Here is a 21,301-nt window from a genome sequence, read left to right as displayed (position 1 = left end):
TGCTAGTGGCTGACGCCTGGATAGGTGAGATGCATCTGCTGTTCGCCACATCGATCGTGCCCGACGGCGCTCTCGCTTCGGGCTATGAGATCGCCAATGCTGCGATCATCGCCGCCTTGCGGCGCGCCGGCGTGCGCGTCACCGTCATTGGCTTCATCTGGCCGGGCAAGGCGCCCAGCGACCCCGAAAACACCTTCGTGCTCGGCGCCGTCGACGTGCGCACGGAAAGCGCCTCGGCGCGGCAGAAGCTCGCCTGGCTTGGCAAGGCGGTGCTGTCAGGGCTCACCTTCGCTTCCGTGAAGCTGCGCGCGGTTTCCGACAGCGAAGTCCGTGCCGCGATCGAGCGCGCCGGTCCCTTCGACGGCTATGTCCTGAATTCGGTGCAGTTCGCCGGCGCCTTTGAAAAACTGTTCGCCGACCGTCCCTCGATTTTCGTCGCCCACAATGTCGAACATGGTTCGGCCAAAGAGAATGCGGCAGCAGCAAACAGTCGCTTCCAGCGCCTGCTGTTTGCCCGCGAGGCCAGGCTGCTCAAGACCATGGAGGAGCGGCTCTGCCGCCGGGCTCGCTTCGTCTTCACGCTGGCCGAGGAAGACCGCGCCGCACTCGGCGTTGCCAGCGACGACCGCTCGGCGGTGCTGCCGCTGGTGACCACTGCCACGGCGCCAAAGCCGGTCAAGCCGCGCCGCATCGATTGCGACGCGGCGCTGATCGGCACCTGGACCTGGCAGCCGAACCGCATCGGCCTCGACTGGTTCCTGGAAAAAGTCGTGCCGCATCTTCGCCGGAGCTTTCGCATCAGGGTCGCCGGCAACATGCCGTCGGATATCACCTCTGCCCATCCCGGTGTCGAATTTGTCGGCCGCGTGCCCGACGCCCAGGATTTCGTGCGCGGCGCCGCCGTCATCCCACTGATCAGCACCGCGGGCAGCGGCGTTCAGCTCAAGACCATCGAAACCTTCGAACTCGGCCTGCCGTCGGTCGCCACCAGCCGTTCGCTGCGCGGCATCGATCATCGCCCGGCAAATTGTTTCGTCACCGACGATCCGGCCGCCTTCGCCGGCGCGCTGGAGGCAGCGGCGGCCGATGTCAAGGATGTCGATGGCAGCGCCTTTCACCGCCGGCAGATCAAGGCACTGGATGCCGCCATCAGGCTCGGCCTGGAAAAGCTCGGGTCGGTGGGGGAGGAGGTGTTTGCATGAACATGCACACCGCCCGCGCCGCCTTCGGGCTCGATACGCTGAAGACGATCCTTGGCATTTCGGTCCTTGCCATCGGCTGGGATGACGCGATCGCGCTGCTCGCTCGTCTGATTGCCGAGCGGCGCTTCACCAAGGTCAGTTTTCTCAACGCTCACAACGCCAACATCGCCTCTACCGATCCGGTCTTTGCCGAGGCGCTCGACGATTTCCTCATCCTGCCTGACGGCGTTGGCGTCGATCTGGCGGCAAAGCTGCTCTACGGCGCGCCGTTCCCGGACAATCTCAACGGCACTGATCTCATTCCGGCCTTTCTGCAGGCATCGGCGAGGCCGCTGACCGTCGGGTTGCTTGGCGCCACCCGCGCCAACGCCGAGGCGGCGTCGGTCAGGCTAGCCGCTCTGGCGGTGCAGCACGAATTCGTCGTCATCCATGACGGCTATTTCTCCCCCGCCGAAGAGCAGGCGATCGTCGATCGCATCGAGGCATTGCGGCCCGACGTGCTGCTTGTGGCCATGGGCGTGCCGCGCCAGGAATTGTGGATCGCCCGTCATATCGATGCCCGCCACTGCACGCTGCCGATCGCCGTCGGCGCGCTGCTCGATTTTCTCTCCGGCACGGTGCCGCGGGCGCCTCTGTGGATGCGCCAGCTGAGGCTCGAATGGTTGTTCCGTCTGTGCATCGAGCCCGGCCGGCTGTGGCGCCGCTACGTCGTCGGCAATCCGGTGTTCCTGCTGCGTGTCGTCAGGCAGAAATTCTCGCGTCGGCCCGAGCCCGCCGGAGAGTTGCGGTGAACAGCCGCGTCGTGCCGAGCCCTGCAGCCGAGACCGGTGCCCTGCCGCAAACGCCGACGGCGGCGGTGGTGACCGCCAGCTATGCGCCGGATTTCGAACGCTGCCGCCTGTTGTGCGAGACCCTCGACCGCCATGTCTCCGGCTTGGCGCATCATTACATTCTGGTCGAGCACCGCGACGTGGCGCTGTTTCGCCAGTTGGAAAACGACCGCCGCAGCGTTGTCGACGAGCGCGACCTGCTGCCGCGCTGGCTGCGTGTGTTCGACGATCCGATGAGCCTCTTTCGCCGTCGCATCTGGCTCAGTCTCAAGACCCAGCCGCTGCGCGGCTGGCATGTGCAGCAGCTGCGCCGCATCGCCATCGCTGCGCATGCTGGAGAAGACGTGCTGGTCTTCTGCGATTCCGACGTCGCCTTCCTCAAGCCATTCGATCTGAGCGCCTTCTGGCGCGACGGCAAGGTGCGGCTGTTCCGGCGCGACGGCGTGCTGTCGAGCGACGGTCACGACGAGCATCGCATCTGGTCGCGCAATGCGGCCTCGGCGATTGGTATCGATGCATCCGAGGTTTCGAACCACGACTATATTTCGACGCTGATCGCCTGGCGCCGTCAGACCGTGACGGCGATGTGCGCCGAGATCGAGAAGGTGCACGCGCGCGGCTGGGTCGAGGTCATCGCTTCAGTGCGCCGGTTCTCCGAATGCATGATCTATGGCCGCTATGTCGACGATGTGCTGGGGGGCGCCGGCCATTTCCACGGCTCGGAGGAATTCTGCCGCGTGCACTGGACCGGGGAGGCGCTGTCGGATGACGAATTCCGCAGCTTCGTCGCCGCTATGGCACCGGGGCAGGTGGCGATCGGCATGCAATCCTTCATCGGCACCGATATCGGCCGCATCCGCCGCCTGATCGGATTGGCTTAGATTGCCTTGGCGGGCTTGCGCAGCGCCGAATAGGTTAGCAGCGCCGAGGCGAGATAGAGCAGCAGGAAGACGACATTGAGCGATACGACAAGCCTGGGCGTGTCGGCAATCGTGGTCAGCACATAGGTCAACAGCACCGCCTTCAGCCCCGCCAGCAGGCCGAGGTTGAGCGCCCTGAGCGCGGTCTGGCCGCGCGCGAACAGCAGCTCGGCCTGGTATTCGACCAGGTTGCGCAGTCCCGGCACGCCGATTGCCAACGCCACCAAGGGCGCCGCCTCGGCGACATTCCGGCCAAGTGCATTGGGGAAGAAATGCAGCACGATGCCGAGTGCGGCCAGTGCCAATGTCGACACCAGGAACACGCCGGCTTCGATACCGCTCTTGACCCGCAGTCGCGACAACAGCTCCGGCGCCCGCATCATCCTCTGCACCAGCATCATCGAGAAGGTGCGGATCGGGATTGCCGTCAGGTCGACCAGCCGCATGATGATGGCATAGATGCCGGCCAGATGCGGCCCGCCGATCGCCAGCACGAGCAGCTTGTCGAATTCCGACTGCAGGTAGAACAGCACTTCGGCTCCTGCAACATAGATCGAATCGGCAAGCCGCCTGAGATAGAGCTCGGTGCGCAGCCTCAGCCGCTGGCGTGGATAATAGAAGCCGAAGGCCAGCAGCAGCGAGGCGGCGTTGGCGCCGATGTAGAACAACGACCAGATCCAGACGCTGTGCTGGCCCGATAGCATGAACAGCACGGCGCCCAGCGCGCGGAACGCCGTGGCCACGATCGACAGCACGGCGGCGCGGCCGAATTTGCCGAGCCCGTTGTTGACGATCAGCACCACCTCGACCGGCCGCCACAAAAGCGCCTCTGCAAAGACGATTGCGGCAAAGACGGCCAGCGGAACGGTGCTGGCGAAGAAGATCAGGTAGACGCCCCAGGAGGCCGCCGCCAGCAGTGGTAAGGACACGGCGCCAAGCAAAAGGAAGCCGGCGGTGAAGGTGCCGATCAGATTGGGGCGGATGGTGGCTGTGCGGTAAAGCGCCGAGATGAAGCCGAAAGCGAGGATGCGCGACAGCATGACGCCGGCCGCCGAGGCGGTGGCGAACATGCCGAACTCGGCAATCGACAGCGTGTTGGCAAGTGCGATGAAATAGGCAAGCGAGAACACCAGCCGCCCGCCGGCGCCGCTGATGGCTGAAAGATAGTCGCGAACCAGCCCCCGTCTTTCGGCGAGGAAGGTGCCGATGCGGGCGAGTGTCCGCCTTTGCGGTATGTCGCTGGCCTGCGTCATATCGAGGAAAGCCGTAAGCCGCAAAGCTTAACGTGCGGTTCTGACGCCATTTTACAGATCCCGGCAATGCGTGGCGAAGCGAGAAACTTTCACTTGCAGACTTCGGAAATTAACCTTTTGTTTCCCATGCCTGTTTAGCGTGACTTAACGATTGGCCGACCGCCGCTCCTGCGCCGTCGAAGGTAAAGTTTCGAGACAATGGTCGACAGGGAAAACCGTGAAGACTGGAGGCGCGAGCGCTCCCTCCTGGCGCTCGGCAAAGCCGTGCGCGGCGATGAGGCGGCGGATGCGTCGGCGGTCTCGATCGGTGACCGGGTGGATCCGTCATGGCGCGAGGACGCCGCCACGCGTCACCGCATAGCCCGCTCGCAACGCGAGGCGCGGTCGAATCCGGCGCCAACGTCACCGCCCGAGCCGCCGCAGTTCCAGGCCGACGGCGAACCCGTTTCGGCCGCCAGCGCGCGTGAGGAGCCTGTTTCCGGCCGGCGTCAGCAGCACGCCGCCTATGAGCTCCGCTCTTTCCACGAGCAGCGACTGGACCGCGACGACGATGACGGGCAGGAATGGAAGCCGCTGATCGATCCGCTCCAGGTCGTCCGCGGCATTAGTCGTTCCAAGTTGCTGATCGTCTCGACTACGATATTGGGCACGGTGCTCGGCGTCGCCGTCGCCGTTTCGACACCGAAGAAATACGAAGCCACCACACAGATGGTCATCGAGCCAGGCGACCTGAAGCTTTCCGACAACGATCTCACCCAACCGGTCGGGCAGCCCGATGCGGCGCTGGCTGTTGTCGAAACCCGCATCAAGATGGTGACATCCGGCAAGGTCCTCGACAAGGTCGTGGCCGATCTCAATCTCGTCGACGATCCGGAATTCAACGGACAGGGCTCTGGCGGCCTTGGCGTCCTGTCGCTCATTCGCTCGATACTGTCGCGCCAGGATGGCCCTGGCGGCGGCGGTGAAGTGCGCCGCCAGGCGCTGGCGGTCGGCAATCTGGCCAAGAGCCTGTCGGTTGAGCGCAGCGGCAAGAGCTTTGTCGTTTCCATCAGCGCCACCACTCAAAGCGCCGACAAATCGGCGAAGATAGCCAATACGACCAGGGACGTTTTCGAGCAGGAGGCGGCCCAATACCAGTTCGGGATGGCCGGGCGCGCGACGGACCAGCTGACGGCCAAGCTCGATGACCTGCGCAAGAATGTCGAGACAGCGGAGCGCAAGGTCGAGGATTTCAGGGCCACGCATGATCTCGTCGACGCGCAGGGCCATCTGATCAGCGACGACCAGATGCTGAAGCTCAACGAGCAGCTCTCAGTCACCCGGGCCCGTACGCTGGAACTCAATGCCCGGGCCGCGTCGGCGCGTTCGCTGGACGTCAATTCGGTCATCAACGGCACCTTGCCGGAAGAAATCAATTCCAACACGATGAGCGAACTGCGCGCGCAATATGCAGTTTTGAAGCAGGAGGCCGACCGCGCCGCCGTGCGTCTGGGACCGCGTCATCCCGAATACCAGGCGCTCAACGCCCAGCTCGACGGCTCGCGCGAGCGCATCGCAGGCGAACTGCGCCGCATCGCCTCGTCGCTGCAGGTCGATTTGAAGCGCTCGGTTCAGCTTGAGCAGGATCTCGCTTCCCGCCTGGCTCAGGCAAAGGTCCAGAGCGGCGACGTCAACAGCGATCTGGTCAGCCTGCGCGAACTGGAGCGTGACGCCACGGCCAAACGCTCCGTCTACGAACAGTACCTTCTGCGCGCCAAGGAGACCGGCGAACAGCAAAACATCAACACCACCAACATCAATCTGATGACCCCCGCGCAACCGCCGCTCGAACCCAACGGACCGTCGCGGGCTGTAATAGCGATGGCCGGCCTGCTGCTCGGGCTTGCTTCGGGCATCGGTGTCGGCGCCATGCGCGGCGCGTTTGCCAGCCTGCGCGGCGCTGCCAATTCGCGTTCGCGCGGCAGAATGGACGAGCGCCCCCCTCCGGTCGAGGACAAGGTCTATCGCGCGCCGCTGCCTGTGGCGCCGCCACCGGCAGCACCTCCGGTGTTGCCGACCGCGGCCGCTCCCGCCCGGAGCCCAGGTCTGTTCGACGGACTGTTCTCGGCGATGCGCAAAGCCGCGCCGGGTAGCGGGACGTCAGGCGAACCCGTCGAGACCTACCGCGCCCAACCAGCCGCCGAATATACAAGGCCGGTGCAGGAGCCTGTGGGCTATCGCCAGCCGGACTTCCGGAACGAGGTTCCGCACGCCAATTCCCCTGCGCAGCAGCCTGGCTACGCGCAGCCTCGTCAGCCGGCTGACTATGCCTATTCGCAGGCTCAGCCGATGCCCGCGGCGTCCGGGCCGTGGTCTTCTCCGCAGCCCGCTGGGGCGGCGCCGGAAGACCAGCAGGCGCAAATCGACGATATCCGCGCCAGCCTGCGCGAATTTCGCGAAGCGGTGCGCGAACTCACCGAAAGCCGTTCGCACCGCCGCTATTTCTGAGCAATTCCAGGAAAAGTGTGAAACGGTTTTCCCGGGAAAAGCGCGTAGCGCGCTTTCCCTTGGGAATTGCGTCAAAACAAGAAATAGAGCGGTTCAGCCTTTCCGTGAAAGGATGAGTCGCTCTGAGCCCGTCAGCACAGAATAAAAGCTGCCGGTTTCGAGTTTACGGCATGTGACGGCGCTTTGACGGGATTGCTTAGGCCAAATTTCGTGACAATGCCGCGCAGCATGGCGCCCAAAAAACGCTGCCGTCGGGCTTTACCCGAATGGGCGGAACGTTTGGAACAACGACATGCACGAAGCAACGTTCAAGGCGCGCGCCGCGCCTTGGCTGGAATGATGTCGAGGATGGTTCATGGCCGAAGTGATTGACGGAAAGATCGTCGCCGCAGACGTGGTTCAGAAGGTCAAGGCCTTGACCGAGGACCTGGTCGCCAAGGGAAAGGCCCAGCCCGGCTTGGCGGTGGTCATCGTCGGCGAGGATCCGGCAAGCCAGGTCTATGTCGCGTCGAAGTCGCGCACCGCCAAGGAATGCGGCTTTCATTCGCTGCAGCACACACTGCCGGCCGACACGTCCGAAGCGGCACTGCTGAAGATCATCGGCGAACTCAACGCCGATCCGGCCATCAACGGCATTCTGGTGCAGCTGCCGCTTCCCGCCCATATCGATGCCGGCAAGATCATCCAGGCCATCGCGCCACAAAAGGATGTCGACGGCTTTCATTTCATCAATGTCGGCAAGCTCGGCACCGGCGAACTCGAAACAGCCTTCGTGCCCTGCACGCCGGCTGGCTCCATGCTTTTGATCGAACGCGTGCGCGGCAAGGATCTTTCCGGCTTCAACGCGGTCGTCGTCGGCCGCTCCAACATCGTCGGCAAGCCGATGGCAAATCTGTTGCTTGCCGCCAACTGCACCGTCACCATTGCCCACAGCCGCACCAAGGATCTGCCGGCGCTGGCCCGCACAGCCGACATTCTGGTTGCCGCCGTCGGCCGGCCCGAAATGATCAAGGGCGACTGGGTCAAACCCGGCGCCACCGTGATCGATGTCGGGATTAACCGCATTGCCGCACCCGAGAAAGGCGAAGGCAAAACCCGCCTCGTCGGCGATGTAGCCTATGCCGAAGCGGCCAAGGCCGCCGGCGCCATCACCCCCGTGCCCGGCGGTGTCGGACCGATGACCATTGCCATGCTGATGGCCAATACGTTAGCCTCAGCCTACCTTGCGGCCGGCTTGAAGCGGCCTTCCTTCTGACCCAGAAAGCAGCTTCTTTGCCGAACCTTACTATTCCCTCTGAACGGCCGGTCGTGGATGATCCCGTTCAAGGGGGCCGGCAATTCGCGTTCCTGCTGGTCGACAAGTTTTCGATGTTTTCGTTGGCAGCGGCGATCGATACCTTCCGCTCGGCCAACCGCCTGCTCGGCCGCGATTTCTATGGCTGGACGACGGTCTCGGCCGACGGCGATCCCGTCATGGCCTCCAACGGCCTGCCGCTCAAGATCGACTATGCCGTCGCCGATTTGCCGCCGGTCGATATCCTGTTCGTGTCGGTGGGCCTGTCGGTCGAGTTCCCCGGCAAGAGCAAGGTGCTGGCGGCGCTGCGCAGCTGGGGCCGGCGCGGCAATGCGCTCGGCGCGCTGTCGGTGGGCTCTTACCTCCTGGCCGAAGCCGGTCAGCTCGAAGGTTATCGCTGCACCATCCATTGGGAAAACCGCGCCGGCTTCGTCGAGCGCTTTCCCGACATCAATTGCACCGGCAACGTCTTCGAGATCGACCGCAAGCGCTACACATGCGCCGGCGGCACCACCTCGATCGACCTGATGCTGGAGATCGTGCGTGGCGACTTCGGCTCGAACCTCGCCAACGGCGTTGCCAACCAGTTCCAGCATGAGCGCATCCGCTCCGCCGGCGACCGCCAGCGCGTCGGGCCGGAGCGCGACCTGACCGGCAAGTCGGAGAAGCTAAGGCGCATCGTCGAACTGATGGCCGACCATCTCGACGAGCCGCTATCAGCCGTGCAGCTTGCCAAATCGGCGGGCCTGTCGGTGCGCCAGGTCGAGCGCTTGTTCCTGCGCCATTTGAGCGTCACGCCCGGTCGTTACTACATGCGGCTCAGGCTTGAGCGGGCGCGCGAACTGCTGCGCCAGACCAACATGCCGATCCTCGACGTGGCCATTGCCACCGGCTTTACCTCGCACTCCTATTTCGCGCAGAGCTATCGGCTGCAGTTCGGCCGTCCGCCTTCCGAAGAGCGGCGCACCACGTACTGACGCGGTGCTGAGCCGGCCTCGGAACAGGCCTCGGCCGGCGCCGATCCTGTTACACGGCAACCGTTCGTAACCCGCTCCGGGGCTTGTGCCCGGACGCGCCGTCAAATAGCTTCCGGCGCGGATCAGAGGGCGGTCTCAAGGAGATTTCCATGGCGGGACTTTTGCGGAGCGTCGCTGCGGCGCTGCTCCTTTTGTCGATGACTTCGCTCGGCTTTGCCGCCAACAAGGTCATCATCATTCTTGACGCTTCGGGCTCGATGTGGGCCCAGATCGACGGCAAGCCGAAGCTCGAGATCGCGCGCGAATCGCTGAGGACCGTGCTGCAGTCGGTCCCGGGCGACGACGAGATCGGCTTCATGGCCTATGGCCACCGCGAAAAGGGCAGCTGCGACGACATCGAACTGATCGTGCCGCCGCAAGCCGGCTCGGCTAGCGCCATTTCGGCCGCTGCCGACAGCCTGAAATTCCTCGGCAAGACGCCGCTGACCGCAGCCGTCAAGCAGGCGGCCGAAGCTCTGAAATACACCGAGGACAAGGCGACCGTGGTCCTCATCACCGATGGGCTTGAAACCTGCGAAGGTGACCCGTGCGCGCTGGGCAAGGAACTGGAGGCCTCAGGCGTCAATTTCACAGTCGACGTCGTCGGCTTCGGCCTGACCGCTGACGAGGGCAAGCAGATCGCCTGCCTTGCCGACAACACCGGCGGCAAATATATCCAGGCCTCGGACGAGAAGGCGCTGCAGGAAGCACTGGTCGAAACCGTCGCCGCGCCGGCTCCGGCACCTGAACCCGCACCGGCGCCAGCCCCAGCTCCAGCCCCTGAACCGGCAAAGCCCGAATTCAATTTCATCCCGAGCGTGGTCATGGCCGAAGGCGGCGATCCGATCACCGACGGCAATGCCTGGGAGGTCTACAAGGCCAAGGCCGATGGCACGCACGGCGAGGCCGTCACCACCCAGTACAACAACTACGAGGCCAATCTCGAGCCGGGCGACTATGTCGTCGTCGCGCGCGCCGACGAAGCTCGGGCGGAACAGAAGGTCAAGATCGAGGCGGGCCAGGTCTACAAGCCGCTCTTCACCTTGAACGCCGGCACCATGCTCATCCATCCGAAGCCAAGCCAGGGCGCCGAGATCAGTGACGAAGCCGATGTCGACTTCGCCTTCCCGGGCGGCAGCACCACCCACTATGGCGACACCAGGATCATCGTGCCGGCTGGTGAGCAGAAGGTGACGGTTGCGATCGGCAGCGGCTCGGTGACCGAGAACATCCAGCTCGCCGCCGGGCAGACTGTGGAAAAAGACATAGTCGTCGGCGTCGGCCATGCCGCCGTCAACGCCTACTACACTGCAGGTGGCGACAAGGCCGACTCCTCGGGCATCAGCGTCCAGATCGTCAAGGCCAAGAAAAAGATCGACGGCTCGCGTGACGATGTCGCCCACTCCTATGGGCCCGACAGCAAATTCTGGCTGCCGCCGGACGATTATGTCGCGGTCACCTCGCTTGAGCTCGCAACCGTCGAGCAGCCTTTCAGCGTCAAGGTTGGCGACGTCAAGGACGTCAAGGTGACGCTCGATGCCGGCGTGCTGGTGATGTCGGCGCCGGGCGCCTATTCGATCGAGGTGCTGTCGTCGAAGAAGGATATCCAGGGCAACCGCAAGGCGCTCGGCCTGAACTATGGCGACACCTGGCAGCAGACTATCCCGGCCGGCGACTATGTCGTCCTCCGCCACATGCCCGATCAAGGCCATGACAAGGAAATGCCGGTGACGGTCAAGGCCGGCGAACGGAGCGAGATTACGGTTCAGCCGTAATCGCCATCCATCCCTCACCAAAGGGCGGCCTCAAACCGAGCTCGAGCCGCCCTTTTTACAAAATAGGCAATGATGCCTCAGGCCGTGCCGAAAGCACTGGCGCCGTGGTCGGCGCGGCCGACCAGCTGGCGGAAACCGGCGAACAGCTCGCGGCCGAAACCGAACTCGTTGCCGATGAGATCAATGTCGGCCGTGCGGCGCAGCGCGAGCTCGGGCCCCGGCACCAGCACTTCCAGCGTGCCGGCATCGGCGTCGAGCCGGATGATGTCGCCGTCATGGATCCTGGCGATCGGCCCTTCCTCGACCGCTTCCGGCGTTACATGGATCGCCGCCGGCACCTTGCCGGAAGCGCCAGACATGCGCCCGTCCGTGACCAGCGCGACGCGCTGGCCACGATCCTGCAGGATGCCGAGCACGGTGGTCAGCTTGTGCAGTTCCGGCATGCCGTTTGCCTTTGGGCCCTGGAAGCGGATGACGGCGATGAAGTCGCCGGTCAGCGTGCCGGCCTTGAAGGCTTCGTTCAGTCCCTGCTGGCTGTCGAACACCTTGGCCGGCGCCTCGATGACGCGGCGTTCCGGCTTCACGGCGGACGTCTTGATGACGGCGTGGCCGAGATTGCCGGCGAGCACTTTCAGGCCGCCGGTAGGCTGGAAGGCCTTCTTGAACGGCGCCAGCACCTTCTCGTCACCGCTCTGCAGCGGCGAGGCTTCACGCACGACGCCGCCATCTTCGCCGAGCCGGGCCTCGACCGCATAGGGCCTCAGGCCTTCGCCCCATACCGTCTGCACATCCTCATGCAGGATGCCTTCGTCGAGCAATTCGCGGATCAGGAAGCCGAGCCCGCCGGCGGCATGGAAATGGTTCACGTCGGCAAGCCCGTTCGGATAGACGCGCGCGAGAAGCGGCACCGCTTCCGACAGGTCGGAAATGTCCTGCCAGGTAAGCGTGATGCCGGCCGCCGCGGCCATGGCGATGAGATGGATGGTGTGGTTGGTAGAGCCGCCGGTGGCGTGCAGGCCGACGACGCCATTGACGAAAGAGCGCTCGTCGATCATGCGGCCGACCGGCGTGTAGGCGTTGCCGAGCGCGGTGATCGCCAGGGCTCGCCTGGTCGCCTCGCGCGTCAGCGCGTCGCGCAGCGGCGTGCCTGGATTGACGAAGGACGCGCCGGGCGTATGCAGGCCCATGATCTCCATCAGCATCTGGTTGGAATTGGCGGTGCCATAGAAGGTGCAGGTGCCCGGCCCGTGATAGGATTTGGACTCCGCTTCGAGCAGTTCTGCGCGTCCGGCCTTGCCCTCGGCATAGAGCTGGCGAACCTTGGCCTTCTCGTCGTTGGGCAGGCCCGTCGTCATCGGCCCGGCCGGCACGAACACCGCCGGCAGATGGCCGAAGGTGAGAGCCGCGATCACCAGCCCCGGCACGATCTTGTCGCAGACGCCGAGATAGACGGCGGCGTCGAACATGTTGTGCGACAGGCCGATCGCCGCCGACATGGCGATGACGTCGCGCGAAAACAGCGACAGCTCCATGCCGGGCTGTCCCTGGGTCACGCCGTCGCACATGGCGGGCACGCCGCCGGCCACTTGCGCGATGCCGCCAACTTCCTTCGCGGCTTCCTTGATCAGCGCCGGGAAGGTTTCGAAGGGCTGATGCGCCGACAGCATGTCATTGTAGGAGGTGATGACGCCGAGGTTCGGCACCTTGTCGGCGCCGAGCGCCAGCTTTTCAGACGGGCTGCAGACGGCAAAGCCATGCGCGAGGTTGCCGCAAGACAGGACGCCGCGGTTGGCGGTGCGGCTGGAGGCCTCGGCGATGCGGCCGAGATAGCGCTCGCGGCCGGCTTTCGAGCGTTGGCGGATGCGTTCCGTGATGGCTTCGATGTCGCGTCTGGCTGTCATGGTCGGTCCTTTCGAGCCCCGGAAGAACGTCCTCCACCGTCTGCCGGGACTACTTTGCGTGGAATCAGGGTGCCCAGAACACCTCTACCGGGGTGGGTGCCGCTTCGAGCACTTTGCGGATGGGCTTTTTCGCGCCCGGTCCCATCGCATCGTCGAAGGCGGTGCGCTTGTCCTCGCCTTCTATATGCAGCGCGATGAAGCCGGCGTCGACGATCCGCGCCAGCGGCAGCGTCAACCGGGGTTCGCCGGCGCTTGCCGCGTGAACCGGCAGCACGATCCTTGATGAGGCTGGGTCGAGCAAATCGCCGAGATTCTCGGCGTCGGGAAAGAACGAGGCGGTGTGGCCGTCGCCGCCCATGCCGAGCACGACGACATCGAGGGGCCAGGGCAGAGCCTTCAGCGCCGCATCGTCGGCCGCCGCGGCGGTCTCGATGCTTGCCGCCTCATGGTAGAGCGGCACGAAGTGCGCGGCAGCCGCCTTGTTCTGCAGCAGGTTGGCCGCCACCAGCCCCGCATTCGAGCGCGGCGAGGAGGCCGGCACGAACCGTTCGTCGACCAGCGTCACCGTCACCTTGTTCCAGGCGATCGGAATGGCCGAAAGTGCTGCAAAGAACTTTGCCGGCGTGGTGCCGCCGGAAACGGCAAGCAGGGCCGTGCCGCGCTCGTCGATGGCCTTGGTCAGGCGCGCCGCGACATTGCCGGCAAGGGCTGCCGCCAGATCCTGGCGCCCGGCAAAGCCGTTCCAGTTATAGACGGGCTCGCTCAATTGCTTTCGTGCCATGTCCGCCCGTCGCGTTCGATCAGCGCAATCGAGGCCGAGGGACCCCATGTGCCGGCCGTATAGCCTTGCGCCTCCTGCCTGGCGCTTTCCCAGGCGTTCTGGATCGGGTCGATCCACTTCCATGCCGCCTCGACTTCGTCGCGGCGCATGAACAGCGTCTGGTTGCCGCGGATAACATCCATGATCAGCCGTTCATAGGCGTCCGGCGCGCGACCGTCGAAAGATGTTGCAAAGCTCATGTCGAGCGGGATCTGGCGCAGCCGCATGCCGCCCGGGCCTGGATCCTTGATCATGATGAACTGCTTGACGCCTTCGTCGGGCTGCAGCCGGATCACCAGTTGGTTGGCTGAGATCGGCCCGGCGCTGTCGCCGAAGATCGAATGCGGGATCGGCTTGAACTCGATGACGATTTCCGAAACGCGGGTCGCCAGCCTTTTGCCGGTCCGGAGATAGAACGGCACGCCGGCCCAGCGCCAATTGCCGATCTCGGCCTTGATGGCGACGAAGGTCTCGGTGGAGCTGTCTTTGCCGAGTTCCTCGACATAGCCTTTCACCGCGCCGCCTGCAGAGGCGCCGGCGCGGTACTGCCCGCGCACGGTGTGCTTGGGTGCCTCATTGCCGTTGATGCGCTTCAGCGCCCGCAGCACCTTCAGCTTCTCGTCGCGCACGGCATCGGCATCCATCGACGATGGCGCCTCCATGGCAACCAGGCAGAGCAGCTGCAGCATGTGGTTCTGCACCATGTCGCGCAGCGCGCCGGCCTTGTCGTAGTAGGTGACGCGGTCTTCAAGACCGACGGTCTCGGCCACCGTGATCTGCACATGGTCGATATGGGCAGAATTCCAAAGCGGCTCATAGAGCGCGTTGGCAAAGCGCAGCGCCATCAGGTTCTGCACCGTCTCCTTTCCGAGATAGTGGTCGATGCGGAAGATCTGGCTTTCGTGGAAGTCGTCTCCAACCACGTCGTTGAGCTTGCGCGCCGAATCGAGGTCGCGGCCGATCGGCTTCTCCAGCACGATGCGTGAATTCGGCGTGATGAGATTGTGGGCTTTCAGCTGGTGCGAGATGTCGCCGAACAGCGCCGGCGCAACCGCCAGATAGAAAGCGCGAATGCGGTCGCTTTCGCCGATCGCCTTTTTCAGCTTGTCGAAGCCGGCACCCGTCGTCGCGTCGGCCGATACGTAGGACAGCCGGGCAAGAAATGTCTTGAGTTCCTCGGCGTCGATGTCGGCCGGCTTCACATGCTGGGAAATCGCCTGCTTGGCGAAAGCCTGGAATTCCTCGTCGCTCATCTTGGAGCGCGAGGTGCCGATGATGCGGGTCGGCTCGGAAAACTGGTGGTCGCGCTGGCGGTGGTAGAGCGAGGGCAGCAGCTTGCGTTCCGACAGGTCGCCGGTGCCACCGAAAATGATGAAGTCGAAAGGCTCGACGGGAATGATCTGGCTGGTCATGGTCTGTCCGCTTTGACGCCGCTCGCTGTGACGCGGCAGGATATAATCTAATCGATTTAAACTATCCAGTGCCATGGTGTCACATCAAGGCCAAATCACTGCATATTGATTCGCTCCAAATGTGTCTTGACACTGGCTGCCACCCGGAGGCTTTTCGTCAAGCGATGGTCCCGGGGCTTTCGCGCCTGCAACATAAAGCGGGAATGTGACGAAAGCTAATGCGTGTCGCCCAGAAGTGCGAAGCGGTTCTGGGAGACAGACACGCATCAAACAAAAAAGAAAAATGCGCTTGCGAGGTGGGTCTTCAATGAGCGGAAAAAGCATGCGTCTGGAAAACAAGGTTGCCGTCATCACGGGTGCTGCGTCAGGTTTCGGCGAAGGCATGGCCAGGCGCTTTGCCGAAGAGGGCGCCAAGGTCGTCGTCGCCGACCTCAACGCCAAGGGCGCGGAGCGCGTTGCAGCAGAGATCGGCCAGGCCGCGATCTGGACCCAGACCGACGTTTCGCAGCGTTCCGAATTCGACGAGATGGTCTATGCCGCAAAAAGCGCCTTCGGCCGCATCGATATCATGGTCAACAATGCCGGCTACACCCATCGCAATGGCGACATGCTCGACGTCGACGAGGCGACCTTCGACCTGATCACTTCAGTCAACATGAAGGCGATCTACCACGCCGCACTTGCCGTGGTGCCGATCATGGAGCGGCAGGGCGGCGGCGTCATCCTGACCACGGCTTCGACCGCCGGTCTGCGGCCGCGTCCGGGGCTCACCTGGTACAATGCCTCGAAGGGCTGGGCGATCACCGCGACCAAGTCGATGGCGGTCGAACTCGCGCCCAAGAACATCCGCGTGAACTGCCTTTGCCCGGTCGCCGGCGAGACCGGCATGCTGGAGAAATTCATGGGCACTGACACGCCCGAGATCCGCGAGAAATTCCGTGCCTCGATACCGCTCGGCCGTCTGTCGACGCCGCTCGATATCGCCAACGCTGCGCTTTGGCTTGCGTCGGACGAAGCCGCCTTCATCACCGGCGTGGCGCTGGAGGTCGACGGCGGCCGCTGCATTTGAGCAATTCGGGAAGTACCTCGCTGTTCGCAATGCACGGCAGACAGAGCAACGTCGGCAAAAGTTCGCATCGGTGCGCCGGCCGGCCGAGGAACGAACAGTTGACGTCGTCACGCCGGACCCCGGTTTGACTTCTCGATCACCCGAAAGGCATAACGGGATCGTGGATAGTGTTGGCGGGTGATGAAGATCAGGCAGCAGAAAAGTCGCTATGATCTGGGATGGCGGCTGCGGCTTTACCTGGCCACGCGTGCGCGGGCGCGAAGCAAGGCAATTTTCATCGGCGTTACCGGAAGCTCCGGCAAGACGACGGCGGGAAGCCTGCTTGGACACATCCTGGCCGGTCATGGTTCGGTCCATACACAGGTTCTGGCCAACACGATGAAACTGTTGGTCTCGACGCTATCCAGGCGAATGGGAAAGGGCGGCAAAACCGACTACGTCGTCTTCGAGGCTGCTGCATTCGGCCCGGATACAATGAAGCCCATGGCCGAATTGCTTCGCCCCAACGTGGCTGTTGTCACAATGGTCCGGCTGGAGCATCGCGCCAGTTTCAAGACTGTCGAAAACGTCGCACGAGAAAAAAGCGCCCTGGTCGCGGCGCTGGAGCCGGGCGGCTTCGCGATGCTCAATGCCGATGACCCTCTTGTGATGGGCATGGCCTCGGCGAGCGATTGCCGTTCCGTCACATTCGGCACATCGGAGCAGGCGGATTATCGCGTCAGCGATATCGAGGCCTCCTATCCCAGGCCGTTGCGGTTCTCGCTCCACTGGCGCGGCGGTGTGCTCGATATCGAGACGCCGTTCCCCGGCGGGCATTTCTGGTTGCCGACGTCAGCGGCGGTTGCAACCGCTCTTGAACTGGGCGTGCCTGCGCAGATGGTCAAGGACAGAACCGCGACGTTCCAGCCTCTGGAAAATCGCGGCCAGGTGCTGGTCCCCGCGGGCGGCCCCCACTTCATCGTGGATGCCGCAAAGGCGCCCTGGCATTCGCTGAGCCTTGCCTTCGACATGGTAGCCGGATCGACATTCGGGCGAAAACGTATCGTTCTTGGCCAGCTATCGGATTTTTCCGGCTCGAATAACAGATATGCCCAAGCCTACAGCAGCGCGCGCGAGATTGCAGACCACGTGATTTATGCCGGCGATCATGCCCATCGCTCCAAGGCGAACCAGGCAGATCGCGACAGCGGCCGCTTCATCGAATTGCGCACGGCCAGGGAAGTGTCGGACTACATCGCCCAAACCGCGCAGCCTGACGAGTTGATCCTGCTCAAGAGCTCGTCCAATCTGCACCTCGAGCGTGTCGCACTTGCCTGGACCCACGACGTCCAGTGCTGGGTTTCGGTATGCGGCAAAACCGAGGGATGCGAGCAATGCGGCCTCTATGAAGTGCCGTTTGAGCAGCACCGTGAGTTTGTGGCGCAGAGAAAATCGAAGCGCCGCAAGCACAGACTGCTGCGGCTCCTCGGCCGCTAGAATCTTTGGCTGAAGCACGCCAGCGCCCGTTTGACTCTGGAACTTGGCACGACGCATATTAGGCTGGGCTAAAAGCTGGCGGGGTGTGAAACTGGAATTGCTGAAAATTCGCAAGGACTTGGGCTGGGCGCTGCGACGGCTGCAGGCGCGCTGGGTGCGGGCGCGTAACAAGGCGACGTTCATCGGCATTACCGGCAGCTCCGGCAAATCCACATCCACCAGCCTGCTTGCACACATACTGGCCGCCCAAGGCAAGGTGCATCTACAGGCCCAGGCCAATACAATGCCTGCGCTCATCCGAACGCTTTACAAGCGCCTGAGGAAGGCCGGCAAAGTCGATTACGTCGTTTTCGAAGCCGGCGCTTCCGACTTCGGCACGATCAGCGCCATGGCGCAGATGATGAAGCCGAGTGTGGCGGTGGTTACGATGATCCGTCTGGAGCATTTCGGCAAGTTCAAGACTCTGGAAGCTGTGGCGGGAGAGAAGCGGGCGCTGGTCGGGGCACTCCAACCTGATGGACTTGCGGTTCTCAATTGCGATGACCCACTGGTGATCGGCATGGCGTCTGGCGCGAAATGCCGGATTGCGACCTTCGGCCAGTCCGGCGAGGCAGACTACCGCGTGAGTGACGTGCATGCCGCGTATCCGGAATTGCTGCGGTTCACCCTTCATTGGCGCGATGGCAGCCTGAATATTCAAGCGCCTTTTCCCGGCGAGCAATTCTGGCTGCCGACTGCAGCGGCTGTTGCCGCCGCCTTGGAACTTGGCGTCCCGCCAGAGCAAGTCGTAGCGAGAACGGCATCGTTTGCACCACTGCCCAACCGCTCTACGGTGCAAGAGGTATCCGCGGGTCCGAAATTCCTGGTCGATACGGCCAAAGCGCCTTGGCATTCGCTCAACATTGCTCTGGAGATGATTGCAAAGGCCAAGGGTGCTCGCAAGCGCATTGTGCTGGGGCAGATATCCGACTACGCCGGCTCGTCGAGGAAATACGGCGCCGCCTACAACATCGCGCGCGAAATCGCCGATGAGGTCATTTATACCGGCGACAATGCGCATCGCTCGCGCGCCAGCCAGGCCGACCGCGACAGCGGCCGTTTCATTGAGCTTCGCACTGCCAAGGAAGTTTCGGATCATATCAAACGGACGGCAGTCCCAGGAGAACTGATTCTGCTGAAAAGTTCGTCCAACCTTCATCTGGAAAGGATCGCGCTCGCCTGGACACACGACGTCAAATGCTGGGTCCCGATATGCCGCAAGTCGGAAAGCTGCCAAATGTGCGGCCTCTACGAGGTGCCGTTCGAGGAACAGAGGGATTTCCTGGCGAAGCGCAAACTTGCTCGCAGAAGACACCGTTTCAGATGGCTGCTCGGCGGCTGACCAGAATTTGGCGGCTTGCGTCTCAATCCCCGGTCTTGATGTAGCTCTTGTAGATCCAGCCGCGCTTGCCGTTGTAGACGATCTGGCACCATTTCTTGCAACTCATCACCTGCACCGACGACTTGGCGGGCACGGTCCCCATGGCGGCGGCGTTTTTCTGCGGACCGCTGCGCATTGTCACCGCCCTGAGGATGCGTCCGGTGCCGGCGGCAGCAGCCACCTTCTGTGGCTTGGCCTTGGCCTGGGTATCGTCCGTTGCGGCGGAAGATTGCTCGTTTGGAAGTTGCGGTTTTGGCGTCGGTATGGCGGCGGTCTCGGCGTCGTCGTCATTGGCGGGAGCAGCGACCTTTGACAGCTGCGTCGTGGCGTCGCTCTGCGCCGCCGGTTCTTCGAATGCCGCGGCATCAGACGGTTTGGCGGCAGCCTGCTCGGCAGGCGCCTGATCGGATGGCGTCGCGGCAGGGTCGCTGTTGGATTGCGCCGCAGTCCAGCGCGGATCGTTCGCCGACAGCGGCGGCATGGCAGCCCCACCGGCAGCGACCGTCGATGAAACCGCATCGCCCTTGCGCGCGGCTTGTGGCGCCGCTACCGCGGCAGCCGTGGCCGCGACCGGGGCAATCTTGGTCGTCTTGACCGGAAAAGTCGGAACGTTCTGCTGTGTGCTGGCGATCGCTTGCCGGTCGCTGGCCGGCAACGCCAGCCAAAGCGCTATGCCCGCCACGCCAAGCAGCGCTGCGGTGCCGACCGCGGCGATCACCAGATGCGAATTCGTGCGCACCCCCTGCCAGAAGGAGGGCCGCATGTCATAGCCGAATTGCATGGCGAAGCGCCGACGTTCCGGCGCGCCGAAACTGAAGGGCTCGTTCACTCTTGCCACCTCCAAAAGATGAGCCGGTGTTCTTTCGATCGGCGCCGGCAGCCCGGCATTCGATCGGCATCGGTCCCAACAACAAAGCGGGCAGGCCCGCAGAAATCCCCGTTCAATCGCCCAGAACCGCCATCCTTTGCCCTTGATTGTGGCATCAGTGCGCCCTCAGGGGAATTGTGCGCTCTTGTTAAGGATTCTGCAACGTCTCGCTGCGGCAACCAACAGCTCAATAGAATCAGCTCAGTACCAGCCACGGCCGATATGAGATACTTTCTCTATATTCGGTCCCTCAGGGCAAACCAGTTCAGTGCCAAGAACAATAATGGCGTTCTAAATCGCCGGCCGCCGGGAAAAGCCGGGATGTTCAGGTCCTCGATCAGCTTCAGTCTGTCGCGGTTGCCGGCGACGGTCTGGGCATAGAGCTTGCCGAAGAAGTTCGACAGCATCACGCCGTGGCCGGAATAGCCTCCGGCCGAGATCACATTGGGCATCACCTCGCGCACGAACGGTTTCCTGGGCATGGTGATGCCGACATAGCCGCCCCAGCCATGGGTGATCTCGACATCGCTCAGTTCCGGATAAAGCTCGGCTATCTGCCGGCGGATATGGACATGGATGTCCTTCGGATCGTTGACGCCATAGACCTCGCGCCCGCCGAACAGCAGCCTTCCATCCCTGGATTTGCGGAAATAACGCACGACGAAACGCGAATCGTCGACCGCCTCGCCGCCCGGCAGCACTTTCGAATCGACGCCCAGCGGCACCGTCGCGCCGATGAACGAACCGATGGGCATGATGTGCGCGGCACTCACCGGCTCGAGCGTGCCGCCATAGGCATTTACACCGATCAGGCATTTCTGGGCGGTGATGATTCCTCTCGAAGTCGTCACCCTGACCTTGCCGCCGCTGGAGGTAACACCGGTCGATAGTGTCTGCTCGAACAGGTGCGCGCCGGCCGCTGCCGCGACCTTTGCCGTGCCGATCACCAGCTTCATCGGGTGGATGTGTCCGGTGCCGGTGTCGCGGGTGCCGCCGAAGTAGCGTGTGGAGCCCAGCCGTTCGGCCGTTTCCCTGGCATCCATGAAGGCGATGTGCGGATAATTGAAGCGGCCGGCCATGATCTCGGCATGTGCCTTGTAGTCGTCGAGATAACGCGGCTTGTGCGCCACGGACAACTGGCCCGGCATATAGTCGATGTCGATCTGGTTGACGGCGGCGAATTCGAGCAGGTGCGCTTTCGCCTCTTCGGCAAGGTCGAACAGCGCCTTGGCGCGGGAGAAGCCGTATTCGGCCTCCATCTCTTCGGCCCAGGCGCGCTGGCCCGTGCCGAGCTGGCCGCCATTGCGCCCTGAAGCGCCGTCGCCGAAGCGATGCGCTTCGATCAGAACGACGTCGGCTCCCGCCTTCGCCAAATGAGCGGCCGCCGACAGCCCGGTGAAGCCACCGCCGACGACGACGACGTCGCAGCTGCGGTCGCCGTCCAGGGCAGGGTACTCAGGGCGTGGTCCGGCTGTGTCTTCGTACCAGGAGCGACCGGGGGAGATAGGTGATTGGTAAGGCATGGGGACACCAGCCAATGGTGAATGGTGAATGGCTG

The 21,301-nt window shown here is 63.5% G+C and carries 16 protein-coding genes; 10 read left to right on the top strand and 6 right to left on the bottom strand.

What is annotated here, in order from left to right:
- The first annotated feature begins 29 nt into the window (after window positions 1-29).
- The 3 genes from NKK50_RS25395 to NKK50_RS25385 are packed head-to-tail and all read left to right on the top strand — an operon-like array spanning window position 30 to window position 2,913.
- Window positions 30-1,202 (top strand): glycosyltransferase, encoded by a 1,173-nt coding sequence (locus tag NKK50_RS25395; RefSeq protein WP_023834059.1) that lies wholly within the window; start codon window positions 30-32, stop codon window positions 1,200-1,202.
- Window positions 1,199-1,993 (top strand): WecB/TagA/CpsF family glycosyltransferase, encoded by a 795-nt coding sequence (locus NKK50_RS25390; RefSeq protein WP_023669298.1) that lies wholly within the window; start codon window positions 1,199-1,201, stop codon window positions 1,991-1,993. Before NKK50_RS25395 ends, NKK50_RS25390 begins: the two co-directional genes overlap by 4 nt.
- Entirely contained in the window at window positions 1,990-2,913 is a 924-nt protein-coding gene (locus tag NKK50_RS25385; protein ID WP_023669299.1) for a DUF6492 family protein, read from the top strand. Before NKK50_RS25390 ends, NKK50_RS25385 begins: the two co-directional genes overlap by 4 nt.
- On the opposite strand, the gene NKK50_RS25380 is transcribed toward NKK50_RS25385, so the two are convergent.
- Window positions 2,910-4,205, bottom strand: coding sequence for a lipopolysaccharide biosynthesis protein (locus NKK50_RS25380; RefSeq protein ID WP_023669300.1), 1,296 nt, complete (start codon window positions 4,203-4,205; stop codon window positions 2,910-2,912). The genes NKK50_RS25385 and NKK50_RS25380 overlap by 4 nt on opposite strands.
- Before the next feature lie 198 nt (window positions 4,206-4,403).
- Here NKK50_RS25380 and NKK50_RS25375 point away from each other — a divergent pair, with 198 nt between their 5' ends.
- From NKK50_RS25375 to NKK50_RS25360, 4 genes are all read left to right on the top strand, one after another.
- On the top strand, window positions 4,404-6,692 hold the full coding sequence (locus NKK50_RS25375) for a GumC family protein (RefSeq protein WP_352543999.1): 2,289 nt from the start codon (window positions 4,404-4,406) through the stop codon (window positions 6,690-6,692).
- A 355-nt stretch (window positions 6,693-7,047) separates the two neighbouring features.
- Complete coding sequence (gene folD / locus NKK50_RS25370) at window positions 7,048-7,947, top strand: bifunctional methylenetetrahydrofolate dehydrogenase/methenyltetrahydrofolate cyclohydrolase FolD (protein ID WP_023834058.1); 900 nt, start codon at window positions 7,048-7,050, stop codon at window positions 7,945-7,947.
- Between the two features lie 17 nt (window positions 7,948-7,964).
- Window positions 7,965-8,963, top strand: coding sequence for a GlxA family transcriptional regulator (locus tag NKK50_RS25365; protein ID WP_032888631.1), 999 nt, complete (start codon window positions 7,965-7,967; stop codon window positions 8,961-8,963).
- 149 nt (window positions 8,964-9,112) lie between these two features.
- The gene (locus tag NKK50_RS25360) at window positions 9,113-10,777 is read left to right on the top strand and encodes a vWA domain-containing protein (protein WP_352543998.1); all 1,665 of its coding nucleotides are present in this window, start codon (window positions 9,113-9,115) and stop codon (window positions 10,775-10,777) included.
- A 77-nt stretch (window positions 10,778-10,854) separates the two neighbouring features.
- Here NKK50_RS25360 and edd read toward each other — a convergent pair whose 3' ends face one another.
- The 3 genes from edd to zwf all read right to left on the bottom strand — a co-directional run bounded on the left by edd (window position 10,855) and on the right by zwf (window position 14,910).
- Window positions 10,855-12,678: a phosphogluconate dehydratase gene (gene edd, locus NKK50_RS25355; protein WP_023747208.1), complete on the bottom strand. Its 1,824-nt coding sequence runs from the start codon at window positions 12,676-12,678 to the stop codon at window positions 10,855-10,857.
- 64 nt (window positions 12,679-12,742) lie between these two features.
- A complete protein-coding gene (gene pgl, locus NKK50_RS25350) occupies window positions 12,743-13,459 on the bottom strand; it encodes a 6-phosphogluconolactonase (RefSeq protein ID WP_023701816.1) in 717 nt (238 codons plus the stop codon).
- Window positions 13,441-14,910: a glucose-6-phosphate dehydrogenase gene (zwf, locus tag NKK50_RS25345; RefSeq protein ID WP_023669307.1), complete on the bottom strand. Its 1,470-nt coding sequence runs from the start codon at window positions 14,908-14,910 to the stop codon at window positions 13,441-13,443. Before zwf ends, pgl begins: the two co-directional genes overlap by 19 nt.
- Before the next feature lie 322 nt (window positions 14,911-15,232).
- On the opposite strand from zwf, the gene NKK50_RS25340 reads away from it, so the two are divergent.
- The 3 genes from NKK50_RS25340 to NKK50_RS25330 all read left to right on the top strand — a co-directional run bounded on the left by NKK50_RS25340 (window position 15,233) and on the right by NKK50_RS25330 (window position 18,836).
- On the top strand, window positions 15,233-15,979 hold the full coding sequence (locus NKK50_RS25340; protein ID WP_027049416.1) for an SDR family oxidoreductase: 747 nt from the start codon (window positions 15,233-15,235) through the stop codon (window positions 15,977-15,979).
- Between the two features lie 180 nt (window positions 15,980-16,159).
- Window positions 16,160-17,455 (top strand): Mur ligase family protein, encoded by a 1,296-nt coding sequence (locus NKK50_RS25335; RefSeq protein ID WP_023746244.1) that lies wholly within the window; start codon window positions 16,160-16,162, stop codon window positions 17,453-17,455.
- Window positions 17,456-17,540: 85 nt separating this feature from the next.
- Window positions 17,541-18,836 (top strand): Mur ligase family protein, encoded by a 1,296-nt coding sequence (locus NKK50_RS25330; protein WP_352543997.1) that lies wholly within the window; start codon window positions 17,541-17,543, stop codon window positions 18,834-18,836.
- Window positions 18,837-18,858: 22 nt separating this feature from the next.
- Here the strand turns inward: NKK50_RS25330 and NKK50_RS25325 are convergent, their stop codons facing one another.
- Together NKK50_RS25325 and NKK50_RS25320 are read right to left on the bottom strand one after the other, a co-directional pair.
- Window positions 18,859-19,704 carry an SH3 domain-containing protein gene (locus NKK50_RS25325; protein WP_023697306.1) on the bottom strand — a complete coding sequence of 282 codons (846 nt, stop codon included), beginning with the start codon at window positions 19,702-19,704 and terminating at the stop codon, window positions 18,859-18,861.
- Window positions 19,705-19,979: 275 nt separating this feature from the next.
- A complete protein-coding gene (locus NKK50_RS25320) occupies window positions 19,980-21,266 on the bottom strand; it encodes an NAD(P)/FAD-dependent oxidoreductase (RefSeq protein WP_023701812.1) in 1,287 nt (428 codons plus the stop codon).
- Window positions 21,267-21,301: the final 35 nt, after the last annotated feature.

The sequence above is a fragment of the Mesorhizobium sp. M0001 genome (assembly GCF_040324255.1).
Lineage (GTDB): Bacteria > Pseudomonadota > Alphaproteobacteria > Rhizobiales > Rhizobiaceae > Mesorhizobium.
The sequence above is the reverse complement of the archived record's forward strand: the minus strand, read 5'-3'. Positions and strand labels throughout refer to the sequence as shown.